This is a genomic window from Vibrio japonicus, from assembly GCF_024582835.1.
In the GTDB taxonomy this organism is placed as follows: domain Bacteria; phylum Pseudomonadota; class Gammaproteobacteria; order Enterobacterales; family Vibrionaceae; genus Vibrio; species Vibrio japonicus.
On record NZ_CP102097.1, the window covers coordinates 386,608 to 399,959 of the forward strand.

At 47.6% G+C, this 13,352-nt stretch carries 9 protein-coding genes; 3 read left to right on the forward strand and 6 right to left on the reverse strand.

Annotated features, from left to right (window positions below; translation table 11 throughout):
- The first annotated feature begins 127 nt into the window (after positions 1-127).
- The 3 genes from NP165_RS14960 to NP165_RS14970 all read left to right on the forward strand — a co-directional run bounded on the left by NP165_RS14960 (position 128) and on the right by NP165_RS14970 (position 6,191).
- Complete coding sequence (locus NP165_RS14960) at positions 128-1,825, forward strand: L-lactate permease (RefSeq protein WP_257086559.1); 1,698 nt, start codon at positions 128-130, stop codon at positions 1,823-1,825.
- 268 nt (positions 1,826-2,093) lie between these two features.
- Positions 2,094-3,230 (forward strand): FMN-dependent L-lactate dehydrogenase LldD, encoded by a 1,137-nt coding sequence (gene lldD, locus NP165_RS14965; protein ID WP_257086560.1) that lies wholly within the window; start codon positions 2,094-2,096, stop codon positions 3,228-3,230.
- 123 nt (positions 3,231-3,353) lie between these two features.
- On the forward strand, positions 3,354-6,191 hold the full coding sequence (locus NP165_RS14970) for an FAD-binding and (Fe-S)-binding domain-containing protein (protein WP_257086561.1): 2,838 nt from the start codon (positions 3,354-3,356) through the stop codon (positions 6,189-6,191).
- 81 nt (positions 6,192-6,272) lie between these two features.
- On the opposite strand, the gene NP165_RS14975 is transcribed toward NP165_RS14970, so the two are convergent.
- The 6 genes from NP165_RS14975 to ugpB all read right to left on the reverse strand — a co-directional run bounded on the left by NP165_RS14975 (position 6,273) and on the right by ugpB (position 13,201).
- Positions 6,273-7,820 carry a long-chain-fatty-acid--CoA ligase gene (locus tag NP165_RS14975; RefSeq protein ID WP_257086562.1) on the reverse strand — a complete coding sequence of 516 codons (1,548 nt, stop codon included), beginning with the start codon at positions 7,818-7,820 and terminating at the stop codon, positions 6,273-6,275.
- A gap of 351 nt (positions 7,821-8,171) precedes the next feature.
- Entirely contained in the window at positions 8,172-8,978 is an 807-nt protein-coding gene (locus NP165_RS14980; RefSeq protein ID WP_257086563.1) for an HAD-IIB family hydrolase, read from the reverse strand.
- The gene (locus tag NP165_RS14985) at positions 8,971-10,071 is read right to left on the reverse strand and encodes a sn-glycerol-3-phosphate import ATP-binding protein UgpC (protein ID WP_257086564.1); all 1,101 of its coding nucleotides are present in this window, start codon (positions 10,069-10,071) and stop codon (positions 8,971-8,973) included. The genes NP165_RS14980 and NP165_RS14985 overlap by 8 nt, the downstream gene beginning before the upstream one ends.
- Position 10,072: 1 nt before the next feature.
- A complete protein-coding gene (gene ugpE, locus NP165_RS14990; RefSeq protein WP_257086565.1) occupies positions 10,073-10,921 on the reverse strand; it encodes a sn-glycerol-3-phosphate ABC transporter permease UgpE in 849 nt (282 codons plus the stop codon).
- On the reverse strand, positions 10,921-11,802 hold the full coding sequence (gene ugpA / locus NP165_RS14995) for a sn-glycerol-3-phosphate ABC transporter permease UgpA (protein ID WP_257086566.1): 882 nt from the start codon (positions 11,800-11,802) through the stop codon (positions 10,921-10,923). Before ugpA ends, ugpE begins: the two co-directional genes overlap by 1 nt.
- Before the next feature lie 91 nt (positions 11,803-11,893).
- Positions 11,894-13,201: a sn-glycerol-3-phosphate ABC transporter substrate-binding protein UgpB gene (ugpB, locus tag NP165_RS15000; RefSeq protein WP_257086567.1), complete on the reverse strand. Its 1,308-nt coding sequence runs from the start codon at positions 13,199-13,201 to the stop codon at positions 11,894-11,896.
- Positions 13,202-13,352: the final 151 nt, after the last annotated feature.

Consider the following 13,352-nt stretch of genomic DNA (forward strand, 5'->3'; position numbering starts at 1 on the left):
CAGTTGTTACTTTAGTGACTACTATGTAATAACGGATTAACAAAGCATCTAGATAAGAAGTCCATATGAGTAATTGATGTTCGAATGCTTATTTAGATTGGTATCAATGCCTTTACGAGGAATACCAATGAGCGAGACTCTACTTGCCTTAGTGGCTTTTTCACCTATTGTGGTGGCGGCCATACTACTAGTCGGCCTTAACTGGCCAGCAAAACGTGCGATGCCTGTCGCGTTCGGTTTAACCGTTGTGATTGCCCTGTTCTTCTGGGACATGACAACAACCCGTGTGCTGGCATCTGTATTTCAGGGATTAGGGATTACTGTCTCTGTACTTTGGATTGTATTCGGTGCGATCTTCCTGCTGAATACCCTAAAACACACAGGTGCGATCAGCACTATCCGTAACGGCTTCACTGACATTTCGCCAGACCGCCGTATTCAAGCCATCATCATTGCATGGTGTTTTGGTTCTTTCATTGAAGGTGCATCCGGTTTCGGTACACCTGCAGCTATCGCGGCTCCGCTTCTTGTGGCTATCGGTTTCCCTGCGCTTGCAGCGGTACTAATGGGTATGATGATCCAATCGACGCCAGTATCATTCGGTGCGGTAGGTACACCTATTATCGTAGGGGTAAGTAAAGGTCTTGATACGCACAACATCACGGAATCTCTGATCGCTAACGGCTCTAGCTGGGAAGCGTACATTCAGCAGATCACATCTAGCGTTGCGCTTATCCACGCAACCGTTGGTACGCTAATGCCAGTATTGATGGCAATGATGCTAACGCGCTTCTTCGGTAAGAACAAAAGCTGGACAGAAGGCCTAGACATTCTACCATTCGCCATTTTTGCAGGTCTGTCGTTCACTATCCCTTACGCACTAACAGGTGTATTCCTTGGCGCTGAGTTCCCGTCTCTAATCGGTGGTCTATTTGGTCTGGCTATCGTGGTAACGGCAGCGAAGAAAGGCTTCCTAGTGCCTAAATCACAGTGGGATTTTGAAGACGAGAAGAAATGGCCTTCGGAATGGCTTGGCACGCTAAAAGTGGCAGAAGAAGAGTCTGTAACGCATGCGAAACCAATGGGCATGGTAAAAGCATGGCTACCATACGTACTACTAGCAGTAGTTCTTGTAGCAAGCCGCGTAAATGCCGATTTCAAAGCATTCCTAACTGGCATAAGCCTTTCATTCAACAGCATCCTTGGTGAAACTGGCATCAGTGCAGCGATTCAGCCACTTTACCTCCCAGGCGGCATCCTAGTGTTCGTTGCTCTGCTAGCAGTACTGATTCAATCTCGCAGCGCGACACCACTGGTGAAAGCGTTCGGCGAATCAAGCAAAACACTAGTGGGTGCAGGTTTCGTACTGGTGTTCACTATCCCAATGGTGCGTATCTTCATCAACTCTGGCATTAACGAAGCGGATCTGGCGAGTATGCCTGTGACCACGGCAAACTTTGCAGCGGGTCTAGTAGGCGAAGCCTTCCCTGCTCTAAGTGCAACCATCGGTGCGCTGGGTGCATTCATCGCGGGCTCTAACACTGTATCAAACATGATGTTCAGCCAGTTCCAGTTTGAAGTAGCACAAACACTGACTATCTCAAGCGCGACAGTAGTGGCTCTACAAGCGGTCGGTGCGGCAGCAGGTAACATGATTGCGATTCACAACGTAGTGGCAGCCTCTGCGACAGTAGGTCTACTTGGCCGTGAAGGTGCAACACTGCGTAAAACGATTATCCCTACGTTCTACTACCTAGTTGTGACTGGCATCATCGGTTTAATCGCTATCTACGGCGTGCAAATCACCGATGCACTGATGAAATAACTGAAACGATTTACGAATTTGGCGTTAGTGCCTATTCCCCTGACAAGAGCGACACTAGTGTCATCCTTATTGGGTACTAACGCCATCTCTTTTACAGATGTCGATATAGCCTGATTACAGGCATAAGAATTTAAAAGTTGGCAATATCACCTGAGTTGTACAGCCAGTGAGGACGACTTCCCACATGGCACTCAGACAACCAGAGTGATGAACAATAAATCCAGCTTTCGCTTTCTTTGAAAGCACTGAATTAATAGGACTGATTATTATGATTATCTCTGCTTCAACAGACTACCGCAAAGCTGCTAAAGCTAAGCTGCCTCCTTTCCTGTTTCACTACATCGATGGTGGCTCATACGGAGAGCACACTCTTAGACGTAACACGGAAGATTTGGCAGAGATCGCGCTAAAGCAGCGCGTACTTAAGAACATGTCAGATCTGAGCCTAGATACTGAAATCTTCGGCGAAAAATTTGCGCTACCGATTGCCCTATCTCCAGTAGGTCTAACCGGTATGTACGCACGCCGTGGTGAAGTTCAGGCAGCAAAAGCAGCAGAAAAGAAAGGCATTCCGTTCACCATGTCTACCGTTTCTGTATGTCCGATTGAAGAAGTAACACCAGCGATTCAACGCCCAATGTGGTTCCAGCTTTACGTACTGAAAGACCGTGGCTTTATGCGTAACGTTCTTGAGCGTGCAAAAGCGGCAGGCGTAACAACACTGGTATTCACAGTAGATATGCCTGTACCGGGCGCACGTTACCGTGACATGCACTCTGGTATGAGCGGCCCTAACGCTGCAGCGCGCCGTGTATTCCAAGCGATGCGTCACCCACAATGGGCATTCGATGTAGGTCTGTTCGGTAAGCCACACGATCTAGGTAACATCTCAACTTACCGTGGTGAACCAACTAAACTGGAAGATTACATCGGTTGGTTGGGCGAAAACTTCGACCCATCAATCTCTTGGAAAGATCTAGAGTGGATCCGTGATTTCTGGGATGGCCCAATGATCATCAAAGGTATTCTGGATGTTGAAGACGCGAAAGACGCAGTGAAATTCGGCGCAGACGGTATCGTAGTCTCTAACCACGGTGGTCGTCAGCTAGATGGCGTAATGTCTTCTGCTAAAGCGCTACCAAGCATCGCAGACGCAGTGAAAGGCGATCTGAAGATCTTCGTAGACTCAGGTATCCGCACAGGTCTAGACGTGGTTCGTATGCTAGCAATGGGCGCAGACTGTGCAATGCTAGGTCGTTCTTACATCTACGCACTAGCGGCACAAGGTCAAATGGGTGTTGAAAACCTACTAGACCTTTACGAGAAAGAAATGCGCGTAGCAATGACGCTAACGGGCGCGAAGAGCATTCAAGACCTGAACCGCGATTCACTAGTAAACATCTAATTTACTTCGACTAAATTGAATAGGTGTCACAGCAATCTTAAACATTGTGTGACACCTTTTTTATCGCCTGGACCAATAACATAAAAACAACAACTCCAGCAGACTCACAACAAGGAAGCAACAATGGCGAAATCACTGACAGCAGCTGCCTACGAACAACTGGAAGAATTACTCGCTCTGCACATTGATCCGGAGCGGATCATCACCCAAGAAGCAAAACGTCTAGCTTACGGCACCGATGCGAGTTTTTATCGCTTGGTGCCGAAAATCGTTTTAAGGCTGAAGAATTTAGATGAAGTCATCTACGCGATTCAAAGCTGCCGCGAAATGGGCATTCACTTCACGTTTCGTGCCGCTGGCACCAGCCTTTCGGGCCAAGCCGTCTCTGACTCTGTACTCATTACCCTCACGGATGACTGGCGCGGCCATGAAATCATCGACAACGGCGACAAAATCATTCTGCAACCGGGCGTAATTGGTGCCGACGCCAACAAATACCTTGCGCCTTTCAAACGTAAAATCGGCCCAGATCCAGCGTCCATCAACACCTGTAAGATTGGCGGTATCGCGGCAAACAACGCCAGCGGCATGTGCTGCGGCACCGCGCAAAACTCTTACCGCACTGTCGATAGCGTCAAGGTGGTCTTTAGTGATGGCACCTTGCTCGATACCGCCAGCAAAGACAGCATCACCGCCTTTAAAGCCACGCGCCCAGACATCATGGAAGGGTTGCAGGCACTGGTGGCAGACACGCAAGCCAACCACGAACTCAGCGAACGCATTCGTCACAAATACCGCCTGAAAAACACCACAGGTTATGCGTTAAACGCGCTGGTGGATTTCAGCGACCCAATCGAAGTGTTGGAACACCTACTGATTGGTTCCGAAGGTACGCTCGGCTTTATTGCCGAAATCACCTACAACACTGTGATTGAGCATGCACACAAAGCCTCTGCCCTACTGGTGTTTGCAGATATCGAAGAAGCCAGTAAAGCGGTGACCACGCTGTCGAAAACGCCAGTCGCCGCTGTAGAGCTCATGGACGGGCGCGCGCTTCGCTCTGTGGCCGATAAACCGGGTATGCCGGCGTTTATTCCAGAGCTTGACCTCGAAGCTGCTGCACTGTTAGTTGAGTCCCACGCCAGCTCACAAGAAGAGTTAGACAGCCAATGTGAAGCGATTCTTGACTCGTTAACGGACTACACGATCATTGAATCTGTGCCTTTCACATCAGACGCCAAAACCGTCGCGACGTTATGGGGGATCCGTAAAGGCATGTTCCCAGCCGTGGGCGCGGTACGCGAAGTGGGCACCACCGTTATTATCGAAGACGTTGCCTTCCCTGTTGAGAATCTCGCTAACGGTGTACGCGATCTCCAAGAGCTGTTTGACAAATACCACTACAGCGAAGCGATCATTTTCGGTCACGCATTAGAAGGCAACCTGCACTTTGTCTTCACCCAAGGGTTTGAATCGCAAAGCGAGATCGATCGCTACGGTAAATTCATGGATGACGTGGCGGACTTAGTCGCCGTAAAGTACCAAGGCTCATTGAAAGCCGAGCATGGTACAGGCCGTAACATGGCACCGTACGTTGAGCTGGAATGGGGCAAAGATGGCTACGCTCTGATGCAGCGCATCAAAAAACTGTTTGACCCAGAGGGCTTGCTAAACCCGGGCGTCATCATCAACGACAGTCCTAGTTCACACATCGAAAACCTCAAACCGATGCCAGCCGCAGACGATATTGTTGACCGCTGTATCGAGTGTGGCTTCTGTGAGCCAGTGTGCCCCTCCCGCACCCTGACACTCTCTCCACGTCAACGTATTGTGCTGTATCGTGAGCTACAAAGACGCCGCGCGGCGGGTGAGAAAGTCGAAGCTTCTGAACTTGAGCAAGTGTTTGAGTATCAGGGTTTGGATACGTGTGCCGCGACAGGTTTATGTGCCGACCGCTGCCCTGTTGGCATCAACACTGGCGATTTAGTGAAAAAGCTGCGCACCGCGAAATACCAAAAATTCACTCCGATTGCGAAATGGACAGCGAACCACTTTGCGACCACGACTTCCCTAACCCGCGCCTCGCTAAAAGCGAATCAAATCGCGGTAAAAGTCATTGGCGAAAGCGGAATGTCTAAGTTGGTTAATGGCATGCGTAAGCTCAGTCATAATAAGACGCCCGTTTGGATGCCAGAAACACCACAGTCCAATACGCATAAACTGAAAGATGCTCTTGAGCTACTTGTCCGTTCAGACAAGAAAGTAGTTTATGTGCCATCGTGTGCCTCTCGTACCATGGGACAGCAGTCCGATGCACCCGATCAACGCAGCCTGACAGAGGTGACACTGTCACTTATCAAGAAAGCCGGTTTTGAGATCATCATCCCTGAAGGGATTAATGATCAGTGCTGTGGCATGCCTTACGACAGTAAAGGGATGACCGATATCGCGCAGGCAAAAGTGGAACAGCTACAGCAGGCGCTTTGGAAAGCAAGCCTAGAAGGTGAATACCCAATCCTTATGGATACCAGTCCTTGCGCCAAACGTAGCATTGATAGCTTTACCAAGCCGCTTGAAGTGCTAGAGCCAACTGGTTTTGTCTCTAAGTACTTGTTGCCGCATTTGGACATCACTCAAAAGCAGGAGACCGTGATGCTACACGTGACCTGTAGTTCGAGAAAGATGGGGCTAGAAAGCGAGATGCTGACCTTGGCCAAAGCATGCGCAAGTGATGTAATTTTGCCTGAACACATTGCATGTTGTGGCTGGGCGGGTGACAAAGGCTTTACCACGCCAGAACTGAACGCGGCGGCGGTGCATCCACTCAAAGAGCAAGTGCCAGCAAACTGTACACGTGGCTTCAGTAACAGCCGAACTTGTGAGATTGGCCTATCTCACCACAGCGGGATTCCATACCAGTCTATCTTGTACTTGGTTGATGAAGTCAGTACTGCGCTGTAGTGCTCGCTACTAACGGAGAAAAGGGCAGATGTTCACCATCTGCCCTTTTTTATCGCTTCTCAGCCTCATTCACCTTCCACTTTAAGCGGTGACTTGTTCGACTTCCGCCTTCAACTCACGCTTTAAGATTTTGCCTGTCGCACTCATTGGCAGTTGCTCACGGATTTCCACAAAGCGCGGGTATTTATAAGATGCAAATTGCTCTCTACCCCAAGTTTTTAACTCGTCCGCTTCAATATATTGTCCTTCTTTCAGCACAACATAGGCTTTGATCTCTTCGCCATACTCTTCGTTTGGAATCCCAAGTACAGCTACCATGGCGACCGCAGGGTGCGTCATAAACACTTCTTCAATTTCACGCGGATACACGTTAAAGCCACCACGGATGATCATGTCTTTGACTCGATCTACGATAAACATGTTGCCCGACTCATCAAAACGGCCAATATCACCCGTGTAGAACCAACCGTTTCTCAACGCAGCTTCTGTTGCTTCCGGTCTGTCCAAGTAGCCTTTCATGACATTGTGACCACGAACAATGATCTCGCCTTCTTCCCCAGCAGGTAGCGGATTACCCCCTACATCGACAACTTTGACCTCTACGCCTTGAACAGGCTGGCCTACTGAACCTGGAATGCGATCACCGTCAAGATGGTTAAAACACGCAATAGGGCTAGTTTCGGATAATCCATAACCTTCCAAAATTGGAACGTCAAAGCGAGATTCAAATACACTGATCACTTCTTTCGGTAATGATGCGCCACCACTGATTGCGATACGAAGGGATGACACGTCAGCCTCTTGCTTGGCATGAATCAGACCAATATACATCGTTGGTACACCAGCAAAAATGTTGACCTTGTGCTTTTCGATGAGCTCAAGCACATGGTTAGGCTCAAAGCGTGGTACCAACACCAATTTAGAGCCACTCAGAACGGCTGCATTCAAGTGTACTGTTTGACCGAATGTGTGGAATAGCGGCAGAGTAACCAAGTGAACTTCGCTTCCCTGACATCCCATAATGCTTTGTCCCACCATCGCATTCATTACGATGTTGTTCTGCGTCAGCTCTGCGCCCTTTGGCAAGCCCGTCGTGCCCGACGTATACAAAATAACGCAAGTGTCATCCGCTTCTCGCATCACATAATCAGCAAGTGGTTCCACATCTTGAATAAGTGCACTCAGCGTTGGTAATCCGTTGTATGACTGCTGCGTTTGGTCTTGCGTCATAACAATCATCTGCTCACAACAGGCAACCGAGTTGAATGCTGTTTGCCCTTCCTTAGCCATAGGCAGCTCAGCCGAGCCTTCGAAACAGAAATAGAATTTCGCTTTTGAATCTTCTAAGTGGTACTTAATCTCGCGAGATTTCAATAGCACATTGAGCGGCACGGCAACTGCACCTGCTTTCTGAATCGCAAAGTAAACCAATGGGAAAAATGGCAAGTTAGGGCAACTGATTGCAACTCGGTCGCCAGGCTGTACGCCTTTGCCTATCATGGAGTTCGCGATTTTTCCAGCAATCTCATCAAACTGAGCATAAGTTAGTTCTACATCACCACAAACCAAAGCAATCTGGTTTGGTTTACTAGAAGCATTTCGTTGCAGAGCAGCAGCAAGATTCATCATATTGGCGTTACCTTTAAATTCTTCACGTAGTTGGAGTTAAATATTAAAACAAACGTTTGAATCTAATTACTCATGAATTGGTCAACGATGTCAATAAAACGATAGTTAGTTGTTAATCAATTGTGATCTAACCGTGATGAGAGTAAAAAACCTAAAAACAATCAACCATTTAATATTCATCAAGTCACCTATTAACCTCAAATGATACGAGCTTGAATGATTCTTAATGAGTATTCGTGAGGCCAAGCTTTCAGGCGAAGTATCGTTATTTGCTCAAATTAGAAACAAAAAAAGGGTAACCTACTGGCTACCCCACTTGTTTCGACAATTTCTATCGTGTTTACAAACAAGCTATGATTTTGCTTTCACGATAACTTTCGCCAGTTGTGCAAAACCAAACCCACCTCTTCGCTCCGTTAAATACGCAGGTTGAGCATCGAGTTGGTTCAACACAGGCGTTATGTTCGCCACGCCAATTGTCGTCGACAACCAAGCAAACATCCCTTCATCGTTGAGTGAATCACCGACATAAGCAAGCTTAGACAACTCAGGCAGCTCCCCTTGATTATGGCTGCGAACGTACGCTTCTCCTGTCGCGCGCTTACTGTAATCTCCTACCCATGCATTCAAATGAATAGAGCTTAGGGTTGCGTTAACATAAGACCCATTCACTTTTATATTTCGTACGCGATGCGCAATCTCGCTTTTTAGTTGAGTGGAAACCGCGGTAACATCCTGCCCAAGATCAACCGCGACGTCGCTAAAACGAAATGCTTGGTCTTGTGCAAACTGTATCTCTGGATAATCCGATAAGATTTCAGATATCGCTTGGTATAAGGCCTTTTGGTCCTTTTGCATTTCGACGCGATTTCTTAGGTAGTTTATATGAAATGCGTTGTCATCTTTACGCATCCAAAAGGCACCGTTTTCACCAATCACACCATGAAGCGGCCAAAGCCTTGCGATTTGATCGCACCAACCTGCGCAAGCACCTGTCACCGCCACCACTTTCACACCCACATCTTCCAAATGTTGTAGCGCTGTTAGGGTATCTGGCGGCAATTTCCCTTGCCATGTGAGCGTATCATCCACATCCGTCAACAACCACTCGATACGACTTGCGCATGCCAATGGTAGCTCGCTTAATGGTTTAGGCATTACACACCTCTTGGAGATCGGCAGTGCTCCATTCCACTCGTTTCTGTGTTTGGCTATCGAACAAGTGGATGTGCTGCGGTTTAATACCAACGCCCAGACGATCACCAATGTCAATTTTGCTGTGCCCATCCACTCGCACCACCAGCTTTTGTGCGTCGTCCCCTTGCATTGCACAGTAAAGCAACAAGTCTGCGCCCAACGCTTCAATTAGCTCTACATTAACCTCGAACCAAGGATTATCTTGAACAATAGTGAGGTGTTCTGGACGTAAGCCAATCTGAATTTCCCCTAAATTTAAGGAATCCGTAGGTAGAGGGTACAACGCATCACCGAGTTTTAGCCCCCTTGCCGTTACCTCACCTTCAAGGATGTTCATCGAAGGTGAGCCGATGAAGGTCGCGACAAACATGGATGCCGGAAAATCATATAAATCGAGTGGTGTACCCACCTGCTCTACATTACCTTGGTTTAACACCACCAACTTATCTGCAAGCGTCATGGCTTCAACTTGGTCGTGGGTGACATAAACGGACGTTGTCCCTAATCTGCGCTGCAATTTTTTGATCTCTAATCGCATTTGCACACGGAGTTTGGCATCAAGATTCGAGAGTGGCTCATCAAACAAAAACACTTTGGGCTGGCGTACGATAGCGCGGCCCATAGCGACACGTTGACGTTGTCCGCCTGAGAGCTGCTTAGGTTTTCGATCCAACAAATGATCCAGTTCAAGCATTTTTGCCGCTTCGTTAACCAAGCGTTCTATCTCTTTCTTGGGTGTTTTTCGGTTGCGCAGCCCATAAGCCATGTTGTTGTACACGGTCATGTGAGGATAAAGCGCGTAGTTCTGAAACACCATCGCAATGTCACGCTCACCAGGTTCGAGATCATTCACTGTTGTTGAATCTATCTTCAGTTCGCCAGAGCTGATCTCTTCAAGGCCGGCGATCATTCTGAGTAACGTAGATTTACCGCATCCACTTGGGCCAACTAAGACCACCAGCTCGCCATCATTGATATCTAAGTTGAGTTTTTGAATCGCCTGATAGCCGTTCGGGTAACATTTGGCGATGTTTGAAAGTGTAAGTGTTGACATATTATTTCTCCGAATCGACTAGACCTTTCACAAACGCTTTTTGCATCGCGAGTACCACGACAACTGGCGGAAGCATGGCAATGATCGTGGTCGCCATGATTTTGTTCCATTCAACGACACCATCCACCACGCCAAGCATCTGCTTAATGCCCATAACGATGGTGTAGTATTCAATGTCGGTTGTGATAAGCAGTGGCCAAAGGTATTGGTTCCAGCCGTAGATAAAAGTGATAACAAACAGCGCGGCGATATTTGTTCGTGACAGCGGCAGTAAAATATCAATGAAAAATTTCATTGGCCCAGCGCCATCTATTCGTGCCGCTTCGACCAGCTCGTGAGGAACAGTCAAAAAGAACTGCCTAAATAGAAAAGTCGCGGTTGCACTGGCAATGAGTGGAATGGTTAACCCGTAAAACGAGTTCAGCATATTCAGGTTCGTGATCACCTCAAATGTCGGCATAATGCGAACTTCAACAGGCAACATCAAAGTAAAGAAGATCATCCAAAACGCGATCATTCTCCCCGGAAAACGAAAGAACACCACCGCGTAAGCAGACATAATTGAGATCGTCAATTTCCCTAGGGTGATACACAAGGCCATCACGAGTGAGTTAAACAGCATGCCCGTAATCGGTAGCTCGGTGTTGTTTACAGTACTGGCATTACCCAAGAGTTCTGCAAACACCGAGAAACCAAGATCACCAAACCAAAGCGGCGTTCCAGTGGAAAATGCACTGTTCTCATGTGTGGTCGCGACTATCGCTATCCATACGGGTAAAGCGATGGACGCTATCCCGAGTACAAGGATAACGTGACAAAACAAATTAAATATAGGTCGACGCTCTACCATTAGTAAGCCACCTTCTTCTCAACATATTTAAATTGGAACACGGTTAATGTCGCGACCAAGATCATCAGAATGACAGACTGAGCGGCCGATGAACCAAGATCTAACCCGATGAAGCCGTCGTTATACACCTTATAAACAAGCGTGGATGTACTGTTGCTCGGCCCGCCTTGGGTCATCGCATGGATAATGGCGAAAGTGTCAAAAAATGCGTAAACGAAGTTCACCACCAGCAGGAAAAAACTGGTTGGCGAGATAAGAGGAAAGCTGATCGTTATAAAGCGTTTCACTGGCCCGCTACCATCAATGGCGGCCGCCTCATGCAGAGAGCGAGGAACAGATTGCAATGCCGCTAAAAAGAATAAGAAGTTATAGCTGATCTGTTTCCAGGTTGAGGTGATGATCACCATCCACATTGCATGGTCACCGTTAAGAGTTGGGTTCCAATCGACTCCGAACCAAGCTAAACCTTGAGTGGCAATACCAATCGTCGGATCAAATAAAAATAACCAAAGCGATCCCGCCACCACTGGGGCGACCGCATACGGCCAGATTAAAAAAGTTCGATACATGGTCGCACCACGCACAATCTGTTCCGCAAACGCAGACAGCACTAAAGCGCTAACGAGAGCCAGCACGGCAACGCTGACACTGAACCGCAACGTGGTAAACAACGAATCTAAATAATAGGGATCGTTAAGGAGCGTTTCAAAGTTCTCCATCCCAACGAATTCTCGGCTCATACCGAAAGCGTCTTCAAGTTGTGAAGACTGAAAAATAGCTTGTCCTGCTGGCCAAATAAAAAACACCAAAGTAATGATCAATTGAGGTGCGATTAACGCTACAGGCAGCCACTTGTTTTTAAATACAACTGGCGATGACATAGTAAATACCAAAGAAAATCAAAGAATCCCAGCCAAGCATCAACGCATGGCTGGGACACCAAAAGAAAAGCTGACGCTCTCCTATTAGTGATTATTTTTGTGTGCGTTCAAAACGGCGTAATTGCTCATCACCACGACGCACGGCATTGTTCAGTGCAGTTTTCGCACTTGCTTTACCTGCCCATACTGCTTCTAGCTCTTCGTTAATGATGTCGCGCGTTTGCAAGAAGTTACCAAAACGAATCCCTTTTGAGTTTTCAGTTGGCGCTACTGACGTCATCTGCAGAACCGCAGTGTCTGTACCTGGGTTTTGCTGGTAGAAACCTTGCTTTTTGGTCAACTCATACGCCTGTTTTGTAATCGGTAGATAGCCTGTGAACTGGTGCCAATCGGCCTGTACTTCTGGGCTAGATAGGTAGCTGAAGAATTTCGCTACGCCTTTGTACTTGTCGTTAGAGTGGCCACGAAGTACCCATAGCGAAGCACCACCAATAATGGTGTTTTGCGGTTTAGAGATCACATCGGAGTCATAAGGCAGTTGAGCAACACCGATATCCACGTCTTTCATGTTCTCTTTAATGCCCGCCAAGCTCGCAGACGATCCCATCGTCATTGCGCACTCTTGGGTATAGAACAGCGGCATGCCGTCTGACTGACGTCCACCATACTTAAAGATGCCCTCTTTCGACCATTCACCCATTTGCTCGATATGTTTCACAAACGCAGATTCATTAAACTTGAATTGGGTATCTAAGCCAGCAAAGCCGTTGTTGTTTGTCGCGACAGGCAGGTTGTTACGCGCGCCAAAGTTCTCAATTTGAGTCCACGACTGCCATGTGGTGCTAAAGCCGCACTTCGCGCCAGATGCCAGTAGCTTACGTGAGACATCCTCCATCTCTTTCCACGTTTTAGGCGCGTCTTTAACACCCGCTTTTGCAAACATGTCTTTGTTGTAATAAAGCACTGGTGTTGAACTGTTAAAAGGCATTGAAAGCATTTGGCCATCATTTGTCGTGTAGTAACCCGTGACCGCAGCTAGGTAGTTATCCGGATTAAACGGTTCTTTTGTGTCCGACATCAGTTGGTATACCGGGTAAATGGCTTTTTCCGCGCCCATCATGGTTGCCGTACCTACCTCAAACACTTGCACGATCGCAGGCTGTTCTTTAGCACGAAACGCAGCAATGGCACTGGTCATTGTTTCTGCGTAACTGCCTTTGTACACCGGTTTGATTTCGTAGTCTGACTGGCTTGCGTTAAAGTCTGCAGCAATTTCATTGACCTTCTTTCCAAGTGCACCACCCATTGCGTGCCACCACTCGACTTCCGTTTTTGCTTGTGCCTGAGCGCTCATCAGAGCAGCGGTAACTGCAAGCCCAGTGAGGTATTTAATCGACATAATGATTCCTTTTTATGGATTTTGTTATCGGCTGTTGGCGAATGTTCATTTGATAAAACAATTCGCTGCATTAGTTTCATATGAACACTAGACATGAAAAATGACGCTTAAATGACATTTAAATGAACTTATTTGAGCGCGACTAAGTTCA